The 21258-nt window shown below is 46.5% G+C and carries 20 protein-coding genes and 3 pseudogenes; 13 read left to right on the forward strand and 10 right to left on the reverse strand.

Annotated elements, in window-relative coordinates; genetic code table 11:
• Positions 1–160: 160 nt before the first annotated feature.
• The 3 genes from msrQ to hiuH all read right to left on the reverse strand — a co-directional run bounded on the left by msrQ (position 161) and on the right by hiuH (position 2317).
• Positions 161–796 (reverse strand): protein-methionine-sulfoxide reductase heme-binding subunit MsrQ, encoded by a 636-nt coding sequence (gene msrQ, locus FQZ95_RS19445; RefSeq protein ID WP_160530544.1) that lies wholly within the window; start codon positions 794–796, stop codon positions 161–163.
• Positions 797–1801, reverse strand: coding sequence for a protein-methionine-sulfoxide reductase catalytic subunit MsrP (msrP, locus tag FQZ95_RS19450; RefSeq protein ID WP_160530545.1), 1005 nt, complete (start codon positions 1799–1801; stop codon positions 797–799).
• A gap of 102 nt (positions 1802–1903) precedes the next feature.
• Entirely contained in the window at positions 1904–2317 is a 414-nt protein-coding gene (hiuH, locus tag FQZ95_RS19455; protein WP_000920116.1) for a hydroxyisourate hydrolase, read from the reverse strand.
• A 132-nt stretch (positions 2318–2449) separates the two neighbouring features.
• Between hiuH and hprR the strand changes: the two genes are divergently transcribed.
• Together hprR and hprS are read left to right on the forward strand one after the other, a co-directional pair.
• Positions 2450–3121, forward strand: coding sequence for a response regulator transcription factor HprR (gene hprR / locus FQZ95_RS19460; protein WP_032303405.1), 672 nt, complete (start codon positions 2450–2452; stop codon positions 3119–3121).
• Positions 3121–4479, forward strand: coding sequence for a two-component system sensor histidine kinase HprS (gene hprS, locus FQZ95_RS19465; RefSeq protein ID WP_160530546.1), 1359 nt, complete (start codon positions 3121–3123; stop codon positions 4477–4479). The genes hprR and hprS overlap by 1 nt, the downstream gene beginning before the upstream one ends.
• Positions 4480–4586: 107 nt before the next feature.
• Here hprS and hchA read toward each other — a convergent pair whose 3' ends face one another.
• On the reverse strand, positions 4587–5438 hold the full coding sequence (gene hchA / locus FQZ95_RS19470) for a glyoxalase III HchA (protein ID WP_160530547.1): 852 nt from the start codon (positions 5436–5438) through the stop codon (positions 4587–4589).
• Between the two features lie 567 nt (positions 5439–6005).
• Here hchA and FQZ95_RS19475 point away from each other — a divergent pair.
• From FQZ95_RS19475 to FQZ95_RS19485, 3 genes and pseudogenes are all read left to right on the forward strand, one after another.
• A pseudogene (locus tag FQZ95_RS19475) lies at positions 6006–6438 on the forward strand (transposase); the annotation flags it as partial.
• Positions 6439–6515: 77 nt separating this feature from the next.
• Positions 6516–6818 (forward strand): hypothetical protein, encoded by a 303-nt coding sequence (locus FQZ95_RS19480; RefSeq protein ID WP_170876768.1) that lies wholly within the window; start codon positions 6516–6518, stop codon positions 6816–6818.
• Positions 6819–7104: 286 nt separating this feature from the next.
• The gene (locus FQZ95_RS19485) at positions 7105–8481 is read left to right on the forward strand and encodes a hypothetical protein (protein WP_160530549.1); all 1377 of its coding nucleotides are present in this window, start codon (positions 7105–7107) and stop codon (positions 8479–8481) included.
• Positions 8482–8665: 184 nt separating this feature from the next.
• On the opposite strand, the gene FQZ95_RS27060 is transcribed toward FQZ95_RS19485, so the two are convergent.
• Together FQZ95_RS27060 and FQZ95_RS19495 are read right to left on the reverse strand one after the other, a co-directional pair.
• Positions 8666–8944 carry an IS4 family transposase gene (locus FQZ95_RS27060; protein ID WP_105268767.1) on the reverse strand — a complete coding sequence of 93 codons (279 nt, stop codon included), beginning with the start codon at positions 8942–8944 and terminating at the stop codon, positions 8666–8668.
• Between the two features lie 686 nt (positions 8945–9630).
• Positions 9631–9942, reverse strand: coding sequence for a hypothetical protein (locus FQZ95_RS19495; RefSeq protein WP_157945120.1), 312 nt, complete (start codon positions 9940–9942; stop codon positions 9631–9633).
• A 13-nt stretch (positions 9943–9955) separates the two neighbouring features.
• Between FQZ95_RS19495 and FQZ95_RS19500 the strand changes: the two are divergent.
• A pseudogene (locus tag FQZ95_RS19500) lies at positions 9956–10799 on the forward strand (IS5 family transposase).
• Positions 10800–10853: 54 nt separating this feature from the next.
• Here the strand turns inward: FQZ95_RS19500 and ompC are convergent.
• On the reverse strand, positions 10854–12047 hold the full coding sequence (ompC, locus tag FQZ95_RS19505) for a porin OmpC (RefSeq protein ID WP_160530550.1): 1194 nt from the start codon (positions 12045–12047) through the stop codon (positions 10854–10856).
• 648 nt (positions 12048–12695) lie between these two features.
• Between ompC and drpB the strand changes: the two genes are divergently transcribed.
• The 4 genes and pseudogenes from drpB (at position 12696) to vsr (ending at position 15647) form a co-directional block, all read left to right on the forward strand.
• Entirely contained in the window at positions 12696–12977 is a 282-nt protein-coding gene (drpB, locus tag FQZ95_RS19510) for a cell division protein DrpB (protein ID WP_243040254.1), read from the forward strand.
• A 39-nt stretch (positions 12978–13016) separates the two neighbouring features.
• Positions 13017–13703, forward strand: a pseudogene (locus FQZ95_RS19515) (phosphohydrolase); the annotation flags it as partial.
• A gap of 74 nt (positions 13704–13777) precedes the next feature.
• Positions 13778–15196 carry a DNA-cytosine methyltransferase gene (gene dcm / locus FQZ95_RS19520; RefSeq protein WP_160530551.1) on the forward strand — a complete coding sequence of 473 codons (1419 nt, stop codon included), beginning with the start codon at positions 13778–13780 and terminating at the stop codon, positions 15194–15196.
• Positions 15177–15647: a VSPR family DNA mismatch endonuclease gene (vsr, locus tag FQZ95_RS19525; protein ID WP_000785992.1), complete on the forward strand. Its 471-nt coding sequence runs from the start codon at positions 15177–15179 to the stop codon at positions 15645–15647. The genes dcm and vsr overlap by 20 nt, the downstream gene beginning before the upstream one ends.
• Here the strand turns inward: vsr and yedA are convergent.
• Positions 15636–16556, reverse strand: a complete 921-nt coding sequence (gene yedA / locus FQZ95_RS19530) for a drug/metabolite exporter YedA (RefSeq protein ID WP_160530552.1) — start codon at positions 16554–16556, stop codon at positions 15636–15638. The two genes, vsr and yedA, sit on opposite strands and share 12 nt — an antisense overlap.
• 172 nt (positions 16557–16728) lie before the next feature.
• Here yedA and FQZ95_RS19535 point away from each other — a divergent pair, with 172 nt between their 5' ends.
• The 3 genes from FQZ95_RS19535 (at position 16729) to dgcQ (ending at position 19772) form a co-directional block, all read left to right on the forward strand.
• On the forward strand, positions 16729–17646 hold the full coding sequence (locus FQZ95_RS19535; RefSeq protein WP_000922683.1) for a DUF808 domain-containing protein: 918 nt from the start codon (positions 16729–16731) through the stop codon (positions 17644–17646).
• A gap of 78 nt (positions 17647–17724) precedes the next feature.
• Positions 17725–17907, forward strand: a complete 183-nt coding sequence (locus FQZ95_RS19540; RefSeq protein WP_000009244.1) for a YodC family protein — start codon at positions 17725–17727, stop codon at positions 17905–17907.
• Between the two features lie 170 nt (positions 17908–18077).
• Positions 18078–19772, forward strand: a complete 1695-nt coding sequence (gene dgcQ / locus FQZ95_RS19545) for a cellulose biosynthesis regulator diguanylate cyclase DgcQ (protein WP_160530553.1) — start codon at positions 18078–18080, stop codon at positions 19770–19772.
• On the opposite strand, the gene FQZ95_RS19550 is transcribed toward dgcQ, so the two are convergent.
• Positions 19769–20584 carry a mannosyl-3-phosphoglycerate phosphatase-related protein gene (locus FQZ95_RS19550; protein ID WP_160530554.1) on the reverse strand — a complete coding sequence of 272 codons (816 nt, stop codon included), beginning with the start codon at positions 20582–20584 and terminating at the stop codon, positions 19769–19771. The two genes, dgcQ and FQZ95_RS19550, sit on opposite strands and share 4 nt — an antisense overlap.
• A gap of 297 nt (positions 20585–20881) precedes the next feature.
• Positions 20882–21109 carry a peroxide/acid resistance protein YodD gene (yodD, locus tag FQZ95_RS19555; RefSeq protein WP_001353131.1) on the reverse strand — a complete coding sequence of 76 codons (228 nt, stop codon included), beginning with the start codon at positions 21107–21109 and terminating at the stop codon, positions 20882–20884.
• Positions 21110–21258: the final 149 nt, after the last annotated feature.

Genomic DNA, 21258 nt, shown 5'->3' on the forward strand with positions numbered 1-21258 from the left:
ACCCAGATGTACTCTCTATCTTATTGAAATAAAATAAATTACTTCGATGATTTGAGGTTGATGACAAACGAAACATAACCTGATGCGATCTGTGTAGGCCGGATAAGGTGCTCGCGCCGCATCCGGCAGGGGTAAGGCGTACTATGTCAGCATTAAGAAGTTATAGAGATAATTTGTTGTGAACCTGCTTGCGTAGCCGGTTGAAAAGGGAAAGCAACTTCTTATACCGTAAGACTAAAAGCAGTACAGCCAGCCCAGCGTAGATGAGTGGCTGCGGTGAAATAATCTTCACTGACCACAGATAATGTATTGGGGCCAGGATCGCGACAAGATAGACGAAGTTATGCAGCTGTTGCCAGTGTTTGCCGAGTTTTCGCTGCATCGCCTGGGTTGAAGTGAACGCTAACGCAAGCAAAATTACCCAGCTCATAATACCTAACGTTAAATAAGGCCGGGTAATTAACTCCTTACCTAATAACGCCAGATTATTCACGCCCAGCTCCAGCAATGCGTAACTGGTTAAATGCAGTGTCGCCCAGGCAAAGCACCATAAGCCTAACAGGCGGCGAGTGCGTATCAATAACGGCTGTTTTGCGTAACGTGCCAGAGGTGTGATTAACAAGGTCGCCAGCAAAAATTTCAGTGCAGTGCGACCAGTAAAATGCTGAATATCTTTCACCGGATCGGCACCCAATCCACCGTTATTAATCGCCCAGACCAGCCAGAGAAACGGCAACAATCCAGCAAGATGCAGGCTAACTTTCAGCCATGTCACCTGTTTTGCTGTCAGACGCATTTAGAAATTCTCCCGCAAATCCAGTCCACGATACAGCGATGCCACCTGCTCGGCGTAACCATTAAACAGTAGCGTTGGCTGGCGCTGTACATCGAGGATGCCGCCTGAACCAATAAATCGTTCGGTAGCCTGTGACCAGCGCGGGTGATCAACATGCGGATTAACGTTGGCGTAAAAACCGTATTCGTCAGGCGCTGCCAGATTCCAGGTGGTTGGCGGACGCTCGCGGGTCAGCTTAATACTGACGATCGATTTAATCCCTTTAAAGCCATATTTCCACGGCACAATCAGTCGCACCGGCGCGCCATTTTGTGGCGGTAACGCCTTGCCATAAACACCTACGGTCATCAGTGTGAGCGGATGCATTGCTTCGTCGAGACGTAATCCCTCGACATAAGGATATTTCAGCCCGCCGCCAATAAAGCGATCCTGCTGGCCTGGCATCTGTTCCGGCGCATAAATCGTTTCGAAAGCGACATACTTCGCATTGCTTGTGGGTTCTACAAGCGCCAGCAATTTATGCAACGGAAAACCAATCCACGGCACCACCATCGACCACGCTTCCACGCAGCGCATACGATATATACGCTCTTCCAGCGGGAAGCGACGAGTTAAATCATCGTGATCGAGTGTTAATGGTTTTGCCACTTCGCCACTGATTTTCAGTGTCCATGGATCGGTTTTCAGGCTACCAGCATTAGCGGCGGGATCGGCTTTATCTAGCCCGAATTCATAGAAGTTGTTATAGCCGGAAACTTTATCTTCTGGCGTCAGCGGTAGGTTATTTTGCCAGGCGGCAGGCTTGCTGAACTCCAGCGGTTTTCCGGCGGGGGCGGGTGGACGATCGTTCCCTTTAAACCAGCTAAGCAGATCGGCATGCGCAGCGTGAGGCAAAGAAAGTGCAGCCGCGCTGATGCCCAGTGCTTTTAACACCTGCCGACGCTTCATAAAGAATACCGACTCGGCCGTAATATCAGATTCTTTTAAAAATTGATTCTTTTTCATAAGCCATCACACTGTTTTGTCGTTAACCAGTAAGAGATTGTTAATCTGTCAGGGAGTCTCCTCCCTAACAGTAGCAGAGATCTGCTTTTACATATTTACGCATTAACTGCCACGATAGGTTGAATACCCATATTGGCTAAGTAACAAAGGTACATGATAATGCTCGTTCACTTTATTAATTTGAAACTCAACAGGGATCTCAGGGAAGAAACTTTCAAGATTTTGTTTCTTAAAATATTCTCCAGTTTTAAATACAACACGGTAATCGCCCGTGGTTGCAGTTTGCTCGGGCCACAGTGCCTTGATTCGTCCATCCTTATCTGTTTTGGCGGTATTAAGTTGTAACCAGCCGTTATCCGCTTTCTTTTCCAGAGTGACTGTCACGTCGGCAGCGGGTTTTCCTGTTTGCTGGTTCAAAATGTGCACGCTAAGAATGTTTTGTTGTGCGGCATAAACCAAAGAAGGTAATGAAAATGCAGCCGTTGCAACCGAGAGTAGTAAATAACGCTTTAACATGTTTATATCCTTGTCATGTGAATGAGTTTTGAGAATAGCGAAAAAACGTCTGTGATAACCTTACAGAAGCATTACAATTTTGTAATGAACCAAGCTGTTTCTATAACATATGATTTATGGCATATTATTTTCATGAAGATTCTACTTATTGAAGATAATCAAAGGACCCAGGAATGGGTAACGCAGGGGCTTTCAGAAGCAGGTTATGTCATTGATGCGGTTTCTGATGGCAGAGATGGGCTTTATCTTGCGCTGAAGGATGATTATTCATTGATCATTCTGGATATTATGCTTCCGGGTATGGATGGCTGGCAGATCTTACAAACGTTACGAACGGCAAAGCAAACCCCCGTTATTTGCCTTACAGCAAGGGATTCTGTCGATGACAGAGTCAGAGGGCTGGACAGTGGGGCAAATGATTATCTGGTAAAACCTTTTTCATTTTCTGAGTTGCTGGCGAGGGTTCGGGCACAATTAAGGCAACATCATGCGCTGAATTCAACATTAGAAATCAGCGGATTAAGAATGGACTCTGTCAGCCAAAGTGTGAGCAGGGACAATATCAGTATTACACTGACGCGCAAGGAGTTTCAGTTACTTTGGCTACTGGCCTCCAGAGCTGGCGAAATTATACCCAGAACGGTTATTGCGAGTGAAATTTGGGGAATCAATTTCGATAGTGATACTAATACGGTGGATGTCGCTATTCGCAGGCTCCGCGCAAAAGTTGATGATCCTTTTCCTGAAAAGCTAATCGCTACAATCCGGGGAATGGGGTATTCATTTGTAGCGGTAAAAAAATAATGAAAAGATTATCTATAACCGTCCGTTTAACCTTGCTTTTTATATTGCTACTGTCTGTCGCTGGCGCTGGAATTGTCTGGACTCTCTATAATGGCCTGGCAAGTGAGTTGAAATGGCGCGATGATACAACACTCATTAACCGGACTGCACAGATCAAGCAGTTACTAATTGATGGGGTAAATCCAGATACTTTACCTGTCTATTTTAACCGGATGATGGATGTTAGTCAGGATATTTTGATCATTCATGGTCATGGCATCAATAAAATTGTTAACCGAACCAATGTCAGTGATGATATGTTAAATAACATACCTACGACTGAGGCAATCAGTGCAGCTGGCATTTACAGAAGCATTATTAATGACACAGAGATAGATGCTTTACGAATTAACATTGATGAAATTTCGCCATCATTAACGGTTACTGTGGCTAAATTGGCTTCAGCCAGACATAACATGCTTGAACAGTATAAAATTAATAGCATTATAATTTGCATCGTCGCCATTATACTGTGCTCAGTATTAAGTCCGCTGTTAATCAGAACGGGATTACGAGAGATCAAAAAGTTGAGTGGGGTAACGGAAGCATTAAATTATAACGACACCCGAGAGCCTGTTGAGGTTATCGCATTACCGAGTGAATTAAAACCTCTTGGTCAGGCGTTGAATAAAATGCACCATGCTTTAGTAAAAGATTTTGAGCGCCTTAGCCAATTTGCTGACGATCTCGCTCATGAACTTAGAACGCCAATTAATGCATTACTGGGTCAGAATCAGGTGACGCTCAGTCAAACCCGAAGTATCAGTGAATATCAAAAAACAATTGCCGGAAATATTGAAGAGCTGGAAAATATTTCGCGGTTAACAGAGAATATACTGTTTCTTGCCAGAGCAGATAAAAGCAATGTTTTGGTGAAACTGGATTCGCTCTCTCTTAACAAGGAAATTGGGAATTTGTTAGACTATCTGGAATACCTTTCAGAAGAGAAACAGATTCGTTTTCAGGTCGAGTGCAATCAGCAAATCTTTGCGGATGAAATTTTACTTCAACGAATGTTATCGAATCTTATTGTTAACGCCATTCGATATTCACCAGAAAAATCGTGCATTCATATAACCAGTTTTCTTGATGCCAACGGCTCTCTTAATATTGATATCGCCAGCCCTGGATCGAAAATTAATGAGCCGGAAAAACTCTTCCGTAGATTTTGGCGGGGAGATAATTCGCGTCATTCTGCAGGTCAGGGGCTTGGCCTTTCTTTAGTCAAAGCAATTGCCGAATTGCATGGGGGAAGTGCTACGTATCACTATTTAAATAAGCATAATGTGTTCCGTATTACGTTACCGCAAAGAAATTAACCTATGGCTTCAGTACGCCACAGGTTAACCATGAAAAAACGCAGCCACGCCGTGAGTAGTCACGTGGCTGCGATTGATTATGCGCTTACATTACAATGTAACAGGGATTAACCCACGTAAGCTGCCAGCATTTCCTGTGCTGCCAGTTTACCCAACGCATTCGCTGCGAAAGGACTGTCGCCGGTGAGCAGTTTACGGTCTTTATGAACTCGCCCGGTGATGTCGTTATTAATAATGTTCATGCCCATTTTCTTCAGCTCTTCGCCGAAGTACCAGGTGAGATGACCCGGCATATAGCCAATATCTGGCGTTTGTTTGTCTGCGGCGTCTGGGAATGCGCAAATGGAATAACCGTTCAGTGGGTTATCGCTGTGGCGAAGCGCCAGAAATGCCGCTGGGCCGTGGCAAAGGGAGATAACAAAACGGTCATTTTTGATTGCCCACTGTAAAGCGGCAGCTACGTCCTGGCTTTCTGGTAAACCAATAAGTGCGCCATGACCACCAGGAACAAAGATTGCTGCATATTCGCTGTCAGCATTGAGGCTGGCGACAATATCCGCGAGTTTCTTCGGATTGCGGAACAACGATTTATGCTGCTCAAAGAACGGCATTACCTTTTCATCTTTGTGTGGCATAGCCCAGTATTCAAACTTGGTCATCAGGCCGGAAATGGTCGCCACTTCGAATTCGAAACCTGCAGCATGGAGATGATACAACGGTAGCAACGTTTCAATCGGATGGTTACCGGTTGAGAACAATTTGCCGTTGTCGGTCGGCAAATAACGTTCGTCCGCGGCGATCACCAGAATTTTGTGTTTACCGCGATACGGTTTTGGATAGTCCACGCCATCAAGATCAGAGACAGGACTGGTATATTGGCTAAGCGAATATTCTGAAGGGAAGAATGCATTATCTTCAGCAGTATCGACCTGCGGATCTTTACTTTTTTGAACAGTCATAGTGTATTCCTTGTTGTTGCTTAGTTAGGTTAGTCACTATATTTGCGACTGAGCTGGTCGCTATTTTTAACCAGGCTGGAAAATTGAGTCAATATATCGAAAGCGGTAGGCGACGAGGGAAAATATGTAATGATGATGCTGCACTGATGTTGAATGTTTCTCACGCCAAATTTTCCTTTTTGAGTCATGTGGTCACAAGTGACTTCAATGATTTTAGACCATTATCAGAGGTCTGGGACGACGATGAGAGATTGAGTGCTATGGAATATTGCTATTCTGTTGAATATTTATATCCCGAACTGCTGTAGAAAAGGCTTTTTTCATGCACTATTTTTGCAAATATTTTTATATGGGAGGTGGTTTTGTTGCGGATTAATTCATAAAGAAATGCATTTGGGGTGGCTGGAAGAGTCACTGGTAGATGTTATTGTGCCAGGAGGGGCAGGGTAAGGTGCTGTATCGATATGTTTGGCAATTGCGTGTGCCGTAGATGGAGATGAAATGATCTTACCCAGTAATAGTGGACACTCGGCTAAGTGAGTAAACTCTCAGTCAGAGGTGACTCACATGACAAAATCTGTATCAACCAGCAAAAAAGCACGTAAACAACATTCGCCTGAATTACGCAGTGAAGCCCTGAAACTTGCTGAACGCATCGGTGTGCTGCCGCAGCCCGTGAACTCAGCCTGTATGAATCACAGCTCTACAACTGGCGCAGTAAACAGCAACATCAGCAGACTTCTTCTGAACGTGAGCTGGAGATGCCCACCGGGGTTGCACGTCTCAAACGCCAGCTGGCAGAGCGAGATGAAGAGCTGGCCATCCTCCAAAAGGCCGCGACATACTTCGCGAAGCACCTGAAATGAAGTATGTCTTTATTGAAAAACATCAGGCGGAGTTCAGCATCAAAGCAATGTGCCGTGTGCTCCGGGTGGCCCGCAGCGGCTGGTATACATGGTGTCAGCGGCGTACAAGGATAAGCAAGCGTCAGCAGTTCCGCCATCAGGTGTGTGCGCTGCTAATGTCATACTCACAGACCAGCCTTGAACGATGACCATGACGTTACAGGACTGAGAATTGGGTAACGTTGAGCAGCCAGAAGAAGTCTGTCAGTCCTATCAGGTAAATATTTCAGCAGATCAAAACCTTCAGTGTGAAGTTGTGGATGTATCCGGCACGGCGTGTTTCGGCCTCATTCTTGAGATTGACCGGGGTGTACCGACGCTGCATATCGACACAGGGAGTGATTCACTGCTGCATATTCACGCAGCTCACAACGGACTGGTACTAATACCGGATTCACCAAGCCATGGATTTGAAAATGCCCCAGTAGATCGTTTTTCGTATAACAGCCCGTCCCTGTGGGTGCCAGGGGTGTAACAAGGTATTAAACCCAGCGGCATAGAAGCCAAGGGTAATTAAACAAACAACTAAATAGCTCAGGGGATTACTGATGAGCGATTTTTGATAGTTCCGTTCAGATATATAAGGTGTAATTGTGCCAGAGATCATCTCAGGCACAATTTATTAGCCCAGGACGTTAATTTAAGTCGCTGCACTGGTAACTTGGGTGTTGACAGTTAGGGCTAAGATATTCAGCGGTGGTGTTAAATTCGGATTGTTGTGTATAAATTAATAGTTCATCGTGAGGAATAGCGAGGTTACTATGGTTAGTGTGACGAGTAATATATATCCAAATAAAACAGAGAATGATAATAGCCAGTTACAAAATCAGAATCTAAGGGAGAGTATCGAAAAAAGCCTCGAGAGTAATATTTCTAAGTTAAATGCGATGGAACAAAGTGGCCTGCTCGATAATTATAGGGCAAGGTCTCACGATGACAGTTTTCGTGAAGTTTTTCGCAGTTTATTATTATACATTTTAGATTCTTTTCATATCTATCGACATGATATTAGTGATAAATTGGTTCCTTATTTTCATGTTACGCCTGAATCGGAGAATGCGAATTATAAGACATGGATTGCCGTTACAGGCATGGATAGTTATACAAAAATTGAGCAGACCGGAAGTAATAAATTTAAAGTCACTGATATGTATCGTGAGCTCAATAACAAAAAAAAATGTTTTGATCGAAAGAGTAGGGAACAGGATTTTAGTGGTCGAAATGTAAAAGAGTTTATAAGGTTATTATCAGATCACGATCAATTTGAAAAACATCAACTCTCAGAATTAACAGTTGCTGCAAATGCTCTTAAGCTGGAAGTTGCTAAAAATAACTATAACATGTCTTCCTGTACTGATAAGCAAACCGAATGCCGAATGATCGAGCTTCTAAAGGAACAAAAAGATTTAATTCCAGAACAGTATTTACATCAATCAGGTATGGAAAACCTTACGCTTGGAGAGGCGGAATTTAGCTCACTCCTTGCAGATGCAAAAAGACAAGTTCTGGAGGGAAGTTCATTTGTTTTATGTTGTGGTGAAAAAATAAACAGCACTATAAGAGACTTACTTAGCGAAAAATTTCATGCCAACGAATCTTTCACTCGCTCTGGATCTCTTTCTCATGATGTTTATGAGGAAATATTCAAGAAATTTATTTTCAAATCTGATGAATGTCATCTGGTGAGAGAGTCTTTAGAGCAGGATCGTATAACGCCAGAAAAAAGAGAAGAAATTATTTCTTGTTTATCCAGTCCTACCGGGATTGGAAATTTGTTTTATGCTTGTTCACAAGCATTTCATGTTGCTAATGATAACGCTGCACATGATGTGCGTAGCGCCGCTCTAGCTGTTAGCGATAAATTAATTGATTGTCCGAGTTTTGTTGCTTTGAATGGTAGACATAACCATCTTCATGCCGATTTCTCAGCAAACGGATTCACACAAACCCTTTACGTTTTAAGAGCAGTCGTAAATAGCGAGAATAACAACTTTGATATTGCTAATTATATCTATACCACTAAAGGCGAAAGTATCATCCATAACAACGCTGAAGATGATAATCGGTCAAGGGATAATGATATCCGCAATATAAAGAGAAATTTCTCTGGCAATATTACGATTGCAACTTACAAATAATTCGCTTTTTTCAGTAATACGCGCAAAACGCTTACCTCTCAGGTAAGCGTTTTGACGATAAACCCAACATCATTAGGCCAATACATACCCCATATCTACTTGAACAACATCGCGCTTATCGTTAAGGTATGCGCGTTTTTATCCGCCAGAATCCAATCATGATCACCGTTGCCCTTACATACCCTTACCCACAAGTTTTCTGGGATATTTCTATGTCATTAATTGACAACATTAATCGTGTTAATCCTGACCATATTGCTTTTGGGCCTGGTGGCGAATCATTTTTTCTTGCCAGATATCCTCCAGGTCTCGCCAACATTACTGTTGCTGTTTTTATATCAGGAGGATTTTTCGGAGGTGCTGTATTTTCAACAAGAAGCCAGAGGTATTTCCACTCATCTCCGGGGGAAATAAATTTGCTAGATATTTCTGGCATAGTTTTATACAATGAGGTTATATACATGATTCGCCAGTCTATTATTAAATATAGCGCGAGACTGTTCCGGGTTCTTTCAAACGTTTCAAGCTGTAATGTCTCAACCTGACATCCACTTTTTAATACTTAAAAAAAACTTCAATTTGCCAGTGTTGTAAATACCACTGAATAAGTTGTGCTGGTTCCGTTAAATCTTCAACAGGAATACTACTCATTAACTACCAGATAAGAGGTTGGGTCCCTTTCGGTGGGTTTCTTTCTTTTGCAAGCAAAACTGTTACGGTTACCGGAACACAACGAAGCTTTCCTCTACGTCCGGTGGGGGGGATGCAGTGTCAGTCTGGCCAGGCGCAATTCCTGTGTCACTGTTCTGGCTGGTTGCCCCCGCCCATCTGGTATAGCGAATTCAACCAGTTGCTGCGGTGTAATCTCCATGATTCTTTCGTGCAACAACCTATGATCCCGTTTTCCATTGATATTCAGCGTGGCTCTGTTATTAAATTTCATTCTGACAAGCCAGTCAGCTTTTATTCCGGGAGTCTGTTCTGCGTGTTCAAACAGATCATAAAAATCGCCTTCGCGCTCAGAAATTGACAATACATGGGTAGCAGGGCATTGGCGGGCCAGTTCTGTTGCTTTATTATATCCTTCAACCCAACGCCAGGTTTCTTTTTCACTGACATGTTTTTATGAAGTAAATCATTGCAGATTTCTTATCGGGTATTTTTACTGGTCTTTAATTCATCCCTGAACCACTGATAGTCATCATAAACCCCAAGGCAAACACCTGACTCACTGATGACGAGTTGAGGATGAAGAAATAAGTTTCTTTCATCTTTATATTTTTTAGGACCAACTCCCTGTTTTTCATTCAGACCAGAATAATTAAGTTCAATTGTATCCTGTAAAACTAAAACTCTTTTAAACTGCTGAGCTCTTTCAATGATGTTTTCTTTGTGAGGAGCCATGATTTTATTAGGCTGTGTCCCGTAATAGTTTGAGCTATAGTAACGGTCTGTTTCCACAACATATTGAACCATAGCTCGCTACGACCTCCCCGATGAAGCATGGGCCATCATCAAGCCCTTGTTGCCCCCTGAACCTGCCACACGACGGGCCGGGCGCCCATGTGCAGAGCATCGTAAAATCATCAACGGCATGTTCTGGGTATTGTGTTCCGGCGCACCATGGCGCGATTTACCCGAACGATATGGGCCATGGAAAACCGTTTATAACCGCTTTAACAGGTAGTCAAAGTCAGGCGTGATTAACATCATTTTCAACAGATTGCTTTCACTACTTGATGCGAACGGCTTTGTTGACTGGTCTGCCACAGCGCTGGATGGCAGTAATATCCGGGCACTAAAATGCGCCGCCGGAGCTCAAAAAAAATTCCGATATCGACGGAGATAATGGGCTGGGTCGCCCTCGAGGCGGTTTGGGCACCAAAATCCATCTGGCAACAGACGGAAGCGGCCTCCCGTTAAATATCGTGCTAAGCCCCGGGCAGTCTCATGAAAGCCAGTTCGCGCAACGACTTCTGGACGGCATTGGCGTTCATCGTCAGAACGGTTGCATGAAACGCCGTGGTCATGTTGTGCTGGCCGCCAAAGCGTACTCCGGACTCACATTGCGCAACGAGCTGAAAAATAAAGGCATAAAGGCAGTCATCCCCCGAAAATCAAATGAAAAAATGGCATCGGATGGACGAGCACGGCTTGATCGCGATGCATATCGCAATCGCAACGTCGTTGAACGGTGCTTTGGTCGCCTGAAAGAATACCGCCGCATCGCTACGCGTTACGACAAAACGGCGAGAAATTATCTGGCGATGGTGAAACTGGGCTGCATCCGACTCTTTTATCAACGGTTGCGTAATTAAGGGACACAGCCTAGTGTTATGTTTTACAGTAACACGCCGAGGCGTGTTGGCTGATTAGAACTGGTAGACTAAGCCCACAGCAACGATATCATCGGTAGCGATGCCGTTTGCTTCGTAGAAGTCATCATCGTTGTCCAGCAGGTTAATTTTGTAATCAACATAGGTGGACATATTTTTGTTGAAGTAGTAGGTCGCACCGACTTCAACGTATTTAACCAGATCTTTGTTAGTGTAACGCGGGTCGCCGTTGCCGTCATGAGCCCAGCCGCCTAAATCCTTACCTTTAGATTGCAGGTAAGCGATGGACGGGCGCAGGCCGAAGTCGAACTGATACTGAGCAACAACTTCAAAGTTTTGGGTTTTGTTAGCGATGGCTGATCTTGATTCACCATTATCAAACTCGCCACCACCATATGGGGTCATATTGCGAGTTTCAGCGTACATAGCTGCTAAATACACATTATTAGCATCATATTTTGCACCAACAGTCCATGCTTCAGCGGTTTCACCACCAGCATTTCTGTTGCTATGGTTACGATCATTTAAACCAACTCCAACCTGGCGATCTGAGCGATCAGAGTTTGAATATGCAGCACCCAGACTTAAACCGAAGTCGAAGTCGTAGGATGTAGACATACCGAAACCATCACCATTTTCTTTGGAAAGGCTACGGCCATCACCACTACCGGAACCTTCCTGCCCGAAGGGGCCACCACTTTCATTATTACCCTGATATTGCAGAGCAAAGTTCAGACCATCAACCTGACCAAAGAAGCCATTGTTACGGTAGGTTGCAACGCCGTTGGTACGACCGTTCATGAAATTGTCGGCACCAGCATAGGTATCACCACCAAATTCTGGCAGCATATCGGTCCATGCTTCGATATCATATACGACACCGTAGTTACGACCATAATCGAAAGTACCATTCTGACCAAAACCTAAACCTGCGAATGCCAGACGGGTAGCTGAGTTATCTCCATCGCCTTCTGTGCCATTTGCTTGAAGGTTGTATTCCCACTGACCATAGCCAGTGAACTGGTCAGCGATTTGTGTTTCGCCTTTGAAACCGATACGGGCATATGACATATCGCCATCAGCGCCCGAGTTGTCAGAGAAGTAGTGCAGACCTACTACTTTTCCGTATAAATCCAGTTTATTGCCATCTTTATTATAAATTTCAGCCGCATTTGCTGCGCCAGCAACTAATAACGCCGGGACCAGCATTGCCAGAACTTTTCTTTTCATTATGTATTCCCTTGTGATTATAATCTTCATGAATATATCAATAAGTGCCGTTATCCAAAAAAAAGCACATTTGGATACTATTCTATGAAGTTCATTTTATTTTAAGGATTACATGTAACAAATGTATTTAAAAGATTTCAAAATGTTTCCAATCTATTTAATATAATTCAGGATTATGAATTATAGATATATACATTCATGAAAATTATGAATATATATCAATATGTTATGATTTGATTGGAAAGATAGGAAGTGTCAATGATTGTTGCGCTAAACGGCCTATGTGATCGCGCGCACATTAATGAAAGCATAAAAAAAGCCGGCTTCATGCCGGCCCAAAAATATAAACAAGACGATAAAAGGCTAATAACGGGGTTATCATGACACAGAAATCTAAAAAGGTATAATTGTATTCAGTGCTAATGTATTGTTTGGGTGAATTAATAAAACCATTATCCAAGATAAAAATAAATCTTTATTGCTGTTTTTCCGGTAATTATTGCCGTTGCGCAAAAACTATCTATTTGCTCAAAAAATGATTGAGTCTTGACTGACTCATCCAATGTGGAAAAATGTGACTTTTATCACATAATAGTACTAAGTCTGAATTTTCCGGGTTATCTCAAAATGGAGTACGGTTCGACAAAGATGGAAGAGAGACTCTCTCGCAGCCCTGGCGGCAAATTGGCTTTGTGGGCTTTCTATACATGGTGTGGCTATTTCGTCTGGGCAATGGCGCGATACATCTGGGTGATGAGCCGGATCCCCGATGCCCCCGTGTCGGGATTTGAAAGTGATTTAGGATCTACTGCGGGGAAGTGGTTAGGAGCATTGGTCGGATTTCTGTTTATGGCCCTGGTTGGTGCCTTGCTAGGCGGCATTGCCTGGTACACCCGACCTCGTCCCGCACGTAGCAGACGCTATGAATAAAAACTGCTAAGGTTGCGACTCTTTGGCAACGGAGCGCGTATGGATTTACAACACTGGCAGGCACAGTTCGAAAACTGGTTGAAAAACCATCATCAACATCAGGACGCGGCACATGACCTGTGTCATTTTCGCCGCGTCTGGGCTACGGCACAGAAACTAGCGGCAGATGACGACGTTGATATGCTGGTGATTTTAACCGCCTGTTATTTTCACGATATCGTGAGCCTGGCGAAAAATCATCCGCAACGGCAGCGTTCTTCAATACTGGCAGCAGAAGAGACGCGTCGCCTGCTGCGTGAAGAATTCGCGCAATTTCCAGCGGAAAAAATCGAGGCTGTTTGCCATGCCATTGCCGCACACAGTTTCAGCGCGCAAATCGCCCCTTTAACGGCGGAAGCTAAAATCGTTCAGGATGCGGATCGGCTGGAAGCTCTGGGGGCGATTGGCCTGGCGCGTGTGTTTGCCGTTTCGGGGGCGTTGGGCGTGGCATTGTTTGATGGCCAAGATCCGTTCGCGCGGCATCGCCCACTTGATGATAAACGTTACGCACTGGATCATTTTCAGACTAAGTTGCTGAAGCTACCGCACACCATGCAAACCACAAAAGGCAAACAACTGGCGCAGTACAACGCGCAATTTTTAGTCGAGTTTATGGCGAAGCTCAGTGCTGAGCTGGCGGGGGAGAATGAAGGTATCGATCACAAGGTGATTGATACGTTTTCACCGTTGGCTGAGCGCGTGGCCCTAAATGATGGTAATTATGTTAACCTGTCGACCATCTCAGATGGCCGGTTAAATCTATGCAGGAAAATATATCAGTAACCGATTCATACAGCACCGGGAATGCCGCACAGGCAATGCTGGAGCAACTGCTGCAAATTTATGATGTCAAAACGCTGGTGGCGCATCTTAATGGTGTGGGTGAGAATCACTGGAGCGCGGCAATTTTAAAACGTGCGCTGGCGAATGACTCAGCATGGCACCGTTTAAGTGAGAAAGAGTTCGCCCATCTGCAAACGTTGTTACCCATTCCACCGGCACATCATCCGCATTATGCGTTTCGCTTTATCGATCTATTTGCCGGGATTGGTGGTATTCGTCGCGGTTTTGAATCGATTGGTGGGCAGTGCGTGTTTACCAGCGAATGGAACAAACATGCTGTACGCACTTATAAAGCCAACTATTATTGCGACCCGGCGGCGCATCACTTTAATGAAGATATTCGCGACATCACTCTCAGCCACAAAGAGGGGGTAGGTGATGACGCGGCGGCGGAACATATCCGTCAACATATTCCTGAGCACGATGTTTTACTGGCCGGTTTTCCTTGTCAGCCGTTTTCTCTGGCTGGCGTATCGAAAAAGAACTCACTCGGACGAGCGCACGGTTTTGCCTGTGATACCCAGGGCACGCTGTTCTTCGATGTGGTGCGTATTATCGACGCGCGTCGCCCGGCGATTTTTGTGCTCGAAAACGTCAAAAACCTGAAAAGCCACGACCAGGGGAAAACGTTCCGTATCATCATGCAGACGTTGGATGAACTGGGCTATGACGTGGCAGATGCAGAAGATAATGGCCCGGACGATCCGAAAATCATTGACGGTAAACATTTCCTTCCGCAGCACCGTGAACGCATCGTGCTGGTGGGTTTTCGTCGCGACCTGAATCTGAAAGCCGATTTTACCCTGCGTGAGATCAGCGAATGTTTCCCTGCACAGCGAGTGACACTGGCGCAGTTGCTGGACCCGATGGTTGAGGCGAAATATATCCTGACGCCGGTGCTGTGGAAGTACCTCTATCGTTATGCGAAAAAACATCAGGCGCGCGGTAACGGCTTCGGTTATGGAATGGTTTATCCGAACAATCCGCAAAGCGTCACGCGTACGCTTTCTGCTCGTTATTACAAAGATGGCGCGGAAATTTTAATTGATCGCGGCTGGGATATAGCCACGGGTGAGAAAGACTTTGACGATCCGCAGAACCAGCAACACCGCCCACGTCGGTTAACGCCTCGTGAATGTGCGCGCTTAATGGGCTTTGAAGCACCAGGAGAAGCGAAATTTCGCATTCCGGTTTCGGACACTCAGGCCTATCGCCAGTTCGGTAACTCGGTGGTCGTGCCGGTCTTTGCCGCGGTGGCAAAACTGCTTGAACCAAAAATCAAACAGGCAGTGGCGTTGCGTCAGCAAGAAGCAAAACATGGCCGACGTTCACGATAAGGCTACACGCAGCAAAAATATGCGCGCAATTGCCACGCGCGATACGGCGATTGAGAAGCGCCTCGCCAGTTTGTTAACCGGGCAGGGACTGGCGTTTCGCGTTCAGGACGCCAGTTTGCCCGGACGCCCGGATTTTGTTCTTGATGAATATCGCTGCGTGATATTTACCCACGGCTGCTTCTGGCACCATCATCACTGCTATCTGTTTAAAGTGCCTGCGACTCGAACCGAGTTCTGGCTGGAGAAGATAGGTAAAAATGTTGAGCGCGATCGCCGCGACATTAGTCGCTTGCAGGAGCTTGGCTGGCGCGTACTGATTGTCTGGGAGTGTGCGTTACGTGGGCGCGAGAAGCTGACGGATGAAGCGCTTAGCGAGCGTCTGGAAGAGTGGATCTGCGGCGAAGGTGCCAGCGCGCAGATCGACACGCAGGGGATTCATTTACTCGCTTGATGCGTCCTGAATAACTGGCGCAATAACGGGTTTTGCCGGGAAGAGATATTTTCCCAACGTGACCAGTACCACCGCGAAGACAATCACGCCGAGCGCCAGCCATTCAATCTTCGACAGCGTTTCGCCGCCCAGTCCTGTACCCAGCAAGACCGCGACCACCGGGTTAACGTAGGCGTAGCTGGTGGCGAGAGCTGGACTGACATTACGGATTAAATACATATAAGCGTTGATGGCGATAATCGAACCAAACAGCGCCAGATAGCCGACCGCAAGGAAGCCTGAAAGGGAAGGGAGCGCCGTCAGTTTTTCACCCGCAATCATCGACGCAATCATTAACACCACGCCAGCCGCCAGCATCTCAATCGCACCCGCCATCATCCCTACAGGTAAGGTAATGCGCGAGCCATAAACCGAGCCAAGCGCCCAGCTAATCGAGCCGATTAAAATCAGAATCGCACCCCACGGATTGCCGCTTAAATTTCCACCGCTATTGAGCATGATGATTCCGGCAAGCCCAATGGCGATACCCACCCATTCCAGTTTGCGCGTTTTAATGCCAAACAGGCGGCTGAAGCACAGGGTAAAGAGGGGGACGGTTGCAACCACTACGGCGGCGATGCCGGATGGAACATTTTGATGTTCGGCAACTGTCACCATGCCATTACCGACAGCCAGCAATAACAGGCCAATCAGCGCGGCATTGAGCAGCGGACGTAGCGGGGGGAGTTTGTGTCCGCGCAGTAGCAAAAATGCCATCAATAAAATACCGGCTGCCAGGAATCGAACGCCCGCCATCATTAACGGAGGCCAGCTTTCCACGCCAATCCGAATGACAAAATAGGTTGAACCCCAAATGATATACAATGCAAACAGCGCGCCAAAAAGCGGTAATAACTGGCGGAAACGCATAATCCCTCACGGTGGAAATAAAAAGGTGGTTCATAGTAAACGTGAAAATCATTCTGCTGGCGAGAGATATAATTGCACTTGATTGTTAAAAAAATGTTGACCTATGAAGCAAGTATCAGAGCTGCCGTTTTTGCTTCATACTTACTCCCTTCAACAATAAAAATGAGAGGGAATGCTTTTGGCCGGGAGTAGTTTACTGACGTTGCTCGATGATATCGCCACACTGCTGGACGATATCTCCGTGATGGGCAAACTGGCGGCGAAGAAAACCGCCGGTGTACTAGGGGATGATTTATCGCTCAATGCACAACAAGTTTCAGGTGTGCGTGCCAACCGGGAACTTCCCGTGGTCTGGGGAGTGGCGAAAGGATCGCTGATCAATAAAGTGATTCTGGTGCCGCTGGCGCTGATCATCAGTGCATTTATCCCGTGGGCGATTACGCCTTTGTTGATGATTGGCGGCGCGTTTCTCTGCTTTGAAGGGGTAGAGAAAGTGCTGCATATGCTGGAGGCGCGTAAACACAAAGAAGATCCGGCGCAGAGTCAGCAGCGTCTGGAGAAGCTGGCGGCGCAGGATCCGCTGAAGTTTGAAAAGGACAAAATAAAAGGGGCGATTCGTACTGATTTTATTTTGTCTGCGGAAATCGTCGCCATCACGCTGGGGATTGTGGCAGAAGCGCCGTTGCTTAATCAGGTGCTGGTGCTTTCAGGCATCGCACTGGTAGTGACCGTGGGCGTCTACGGGCTGGTAGGGGTTATTGTTAAGATTGATGACCTGGGGTATTGGCTGGCGGAAAAATCCAGCGCGCTGATGCAGGCATTGGGTAAAGGGTTATTGATTATCGCGCCCTGGCTGATGAAAGCGTTATCGATTGTCGGCACGTTGGCGATGTTCCTCGTCGGTGGCGGGATTGTGGTTCATGGTATTGCGCCGCTGCATCACGCCATTGAACATTTCGCCGGGCAGCAAAGTGCAGTGGTGGCGATGATATTACCGACTGTTTTAAATCTGATACTTGGTTTTATCATCGGCGGCATTGTGGTACTTGGAGTGAAAGCGGTAGCGAAAATGCGCGGTCAGGCACATTAATACTCGCACTGGCTATTATGCAAAATTCGCCATCTTCAACTAAGGTGAACAAGTTTCACTCGAAAAAAGGAGGCGAGTATGAGCTTTATGATTAGTGAGGAAGTAACGGTTAAAGAGGGCGGCCCGCGGATGATTGTCACCGGCTATTCCAGCGGTATGGTTGAGTGTCGTTGGTATGACGGTTATGGGGTCAAGCGGGAAGCTTTTCATGAAACCGAGCTTGTTCCGGGGGAGGGGAGTCGTCCTGCGGAAGAAGTTTGAAAGAGTATCATTAACATCAGGCCGGATCACATCCGGCCTGATGTGCCAATGCCTGCAATGAATGATTGTCGCGTCTTGTTATGTCACCATTATAAAATTATGACTGTTTTGCGGTACGCTATCGCCAGGTTATGCCAGAATCATAAAAAAGCAGGTTGGGAGTCGTCAGGGTGCAGCACGAGACAAAAATGGAAAACCAGAGCTGGTTGAAAAAACTTGCGCGCCGCCTGGGGCCTGGTCATGTCGTTAATCTCTGCTTTATCGTAGTGCTGCTTTTTTCCACCTTGCTCACCTGGCGTGAAGTGGTGGTTCTGGAAGATGCCTATATCTCCAGCCAGCGTAATCATCTGGAAAACGTAGCTAACGCGCTCGATAAGCATCTGCAGTATAACGTCGACAAACTGATCTTTTTGCGTAATGGCATGCGCGAAGCTCTCGTAGCGCCACTGGATTTTACCTCTTTGCGTAATGCCGTAACGGAGTTCGAACAGCATCGCGACGATCACGCCTGGCAAATCGAACTCAACCGACGACGCACCCTGCCAGTCAATGGCGTTTCGGATGCATTAGTCAGCGAGGGAAATCTCCTGTCTCGCGAAAATGAAAGCCTCGACAATGAAGTTACTGCTGCGTTGGAGGTTGGTTACTTGCTACGACTGGCGCACAATTCCTCGTCGATGGTCGAACAAGCTATGTATGTCTCGCGTGCCGGATTTTACGTTTCGACGCAGCCGACCTTGTTTACGCGCAATGTACCAACGCGTTATTACGGCTATGTCACCCAACCCTGGTTTATCGGTCATTCTCAACGAGAAAATCGTCAACGCGCGGTACGTTGGTTCACCTCGCAGTCAGAACACGCCAGCAATACTGAACCTCAGGTTACCGTCAGTGTTCCGGTAGACAGTAATAACTACTGGTATGGCGTGCTGGGGATGAATATTCCTGTACGTACCATGCAACAATTTCTACAAAACGCCATCGATAAAAACCTCGACGGTGAGTATCAGCTCTATGACAGTAAGCTGAGATTATTGACCTCTTCCAATCCTGACCATTCAACAGGGAATATTTTTGATCCTCGTGAACTGGCCTTGCTGGCGCAGGCAATGGAACATGACACGCGGGGCGGCATTCGTATGAACAGTCGTTATGTTAGCTGGGAACGTCTGGACCATTTCGACGGTGTGCTGGTGCGCGTCCATACGCTAAGCGAAGGCGTGCGTGGTGATTTCGGCAGTATCAGCATTGCATTAACCCTGCTGTGGGCGCTCTTTACCACCATGTTACTCATCTCCTGGTATGTGATTCGCCGGATGGTCAGCAACATGTATGTTTTGCAAAGCTCGTTGCAGTGGCAGGCGTGGCACGACACCTTAACGCGTTTATATAACCGTGGCGCACTGTTCGAAAAAGCCCGTCCGCTCGCTAAATTGTGTCAGACGCACCAACATCCTTTTTCTGTCATTCAGGTCGACCTTGACCATTTTAAAGCGATTAATGACCGCTTTGGTCATCAGGCGGGCGACCGTGTTCTTTCTCATGCTGCTGGATTAATTAGCAGTTCCTTGCGTGCGCAGGACGTTGCCGGGCGGGTCGGTGGCGAGGAGTTTTGTGTGATTCTGCCAGGGGCGAATCTGGCGCAGGCCGCGGAAGTTGCAGAACATATTCGCCTGAAGTTAAATGAAAAAGAGATGTTGATCGCCAAGAGTACGACGATACGCATTAGTGCCTCGCTGGGGGTAAGCAGCAGCGAGGAAACAGGTGATTATGATTTTGAACAACTCCAGTCACTGGCTGACCGTCGGCTTTATCTCGCTAAACAGGCAGGGCGCAATCGGGTGTTCGCGAGCGACAACGCTTAACGGGCAGAGAGAAAATGGTCCAGGCCTTCACGCCAGCCTTCCGGTCCTTCTCGCTGCGTTCGCCAGACGCGGGCCGGATCCTCATCATGCAGATGCACCCCTTCACGGTTTAGCCCTTTCACAATCACCGCGTAATCCATTACCTTCAGTAAGGGCGCATCGTTTGGCCCATCGCCCAGGCCAAGTGTGGTTGGGCGTTTGCCTGACAATTGTTGATAAGTCGCGATAATCCAGTTGGCAGCCTGATCTTTTCCGGCAGAGGCATCCAGGACGTGCCAGAAGCGCGCACCCTGCATAAACTGCAAGCCCAGTTCATTCAGACGAGCGGTAAATTGTGCCATACGCTCGTCACTGTCGCGCCAGATTAGCGTTACCGACGCCTCATGTAGCTGCGTCAGCGCCGCCTGGCTACGGCTTAATCCCGTCCATTCGGCGATGGTTTCATCGTCGACATCATCAAAAGTTGTGAATTTAAAATGTTCTTTCTCGCGTAGCGTATTTAAAACCTGGCTGATTTCGCCATGGCTAATACCTGAGATGATGCGTGGAAAACCGTCTATATCCTGCCATTGCTCAGCAAGCTGGATCACTGCGCCATTTTCGGCAATCAGCGGTAAACCTTGTAGCCCCAACGTTTTTTGCAAGTACAGCATTTCCGCTGATGTCTTACTGCTACAGAGAATGACGGGAACATTCGCTTCGCGTAAACGGCTGAGCCAGGGGGCAGCTGGTTGCCAGTCATAACTATGACTGTCCAGCAGGGTGCCATCAAGATCGCTAAAAACCAGTAGTGGTTGTTGAATTGAAAGCATGGTTGCTCAGTACTCCCCTTACCAGGATGATTCTCAAAACAGCACAAATTATCAAAGATGATTTTTTCGGGAGCGATCCCGTTGACGCCAGAGCCACCAAGGGGTGACGCGCGTCACATTTCTATTCATAAGTAGCGTTAATCATTCATATCACGAATATTTTCTTGTCAGCGAAAAAAATTGCGGATAAGGTGATGAACACATCAGATTTCCTGGTGTAACGAATTTTTTAAGTGCTTCTTGCTTAAGCAAGTTTAATCCCGACCCCCTCAGGGTCGGGATTTTTTTATTGTGCATTCAACGATTCACTTCAGAGACGCTGAAGTCATGAATATCCAGTTCGAAGGCATCCGCCAATTCACGCCATGTATGATATTCACGTCCATCGACACTAACGTGTTCAGGATCGTGCTGGCTGCGATGAACTTCGCTTTCGCTAATTTCATTGATCGCCGCCAGCAGGGCATCGACATCGACACTGACCTCACGTTTTGCGGTATCGCTGTACTCTTTTGCGGTTTTCATCATCTTTCCTCGCAACCGTTACTCTGTTGTTGCCGCCAGTCGTTAAGTCCGCTGGCATCTCTTAAGTATAGACCGTCGAGAAAATCAGCACTCGCGCGCGCCTGGCGCTGCCAGAAAAACGAAATTGTTCTACACTGGCACAAAGCCAC

The organism is Escherichia sp. HH41S, from assembly GCF_009820115.1.
Classification (GTDB): domain Bacteria; phylum Pseudomonadota; class Gammaproteobacteria; order Enterobacterales; family Enterobacteriaceae; genus Escherichia; species Escherichia coli_F.

Coding starts and splice junctions, on each gene's coding strand:
- FQZ95_RS19485 (WP_160530549.1), top strand. CDS start 7,105: ATGGTTAGTGTGACGAGTAATATATATCCAAATAAAACAGAGAATGAT.
- FQZ95_RS19550 (WP_160530554.1), bottom strand. CDS start 20,584: ATGCTTTCAATTCAACAACCACTACTGGTTTTTAGCGATCTTGATGGC.
- msrQ (WP_160530544.1), bottom strand. CDS start 796: ATGCGTCTGACAGCAAAACAGGTGACATGGCTGAAAGTTAGCCTGCAT.
- ompC (WP_160530550.1), bottom strand. CDS start 12,047: ATGAAAAGAAAAGTTCTGGCAATGCTGGTCCCGGCGTTATTAGTTGCT.
- hiuH (WP_000920116.1), bottom strand. CDS start 2,317: ATGTTAAAGCGTTATTTACTACTCTCGGTTGCAACGGCTGCATTTTCA.
- hchA (WP_160530547.1), bottom strand. CDS start 5,438: ATGACTGTTCAAAAAAGTAAAGATCCGCAGGTCGATACTGCTGAAGAT.
- FQZ95_RS19535 (WP_000922683.1), top strand. CDS start 16,729: ATGCTTTTGGCCGGGAGTAGTTTACTGACGTTGCTCGATGATATCGCC.
- hprS (WP_160530546.1), top strand. CDS start 3,121: ATGAAAAGATTATCTATAACCGTCCGTTTAACCTTGCTTTTTATATTG.
- hprR (WP_032303405.1), top strand. CDS start 2,450: ATGAAGATTCTACTTATTGAAGATAATCAAAGGACCCAGGAATGGGTA.
- dcm (WP_160530551.1), top strand. CDS start 13,778: ATGCAGGAAAATATATCAGTAACCGATTCATACAGCACCGGGAATGCC.
- FQZ95_RS19540 (WP_000009244.1), top strand. CDS start 17,725: ATGAGCTTTATGATTAGTGAGGAAGTAACGGTTAAAGAGGGCGGCCCG.
- yodD (WP_001353131.1), bottom strand. CDS start 21,109: ATGAAAACCGCAAAAGAGTACAGCGATACCGCAAAACGTGAGGTCAGT.
- yedA (WP_160530552.1), bottom strand. CDS start 16,556: ATGCGTTTCCGCCAGTTATTACCGCTTTTTGGCGCGCTGTTTGCATTG.
- FQZ95_RS27060 (WP_105268767.1), bottom strand. CDS start 8,944: ATGTATATAACCTCATTGTATAAAACTATGCCAGAAATATCTAGCAAA.
- msrP (WP_160530545.1), bottom strand. CDS start 1,801: ATGAAAAAGAATCAATTTTTAAAAGAATCTGATATTACGGCCGAGTCG.
- vsr (WP_000785992.1), top strand. CDS start 15,177: ATGGCCGACGTTCACGATAAGGCTACACGCAGCAAAAATATGCGCGCA.
- drpB (WP_243040254.1), top strand. CDS start 12,696: ATGGAAGAGAGACTCTCTCGCAGCCCTGGCGGCAAATTGGCTTTGTGG.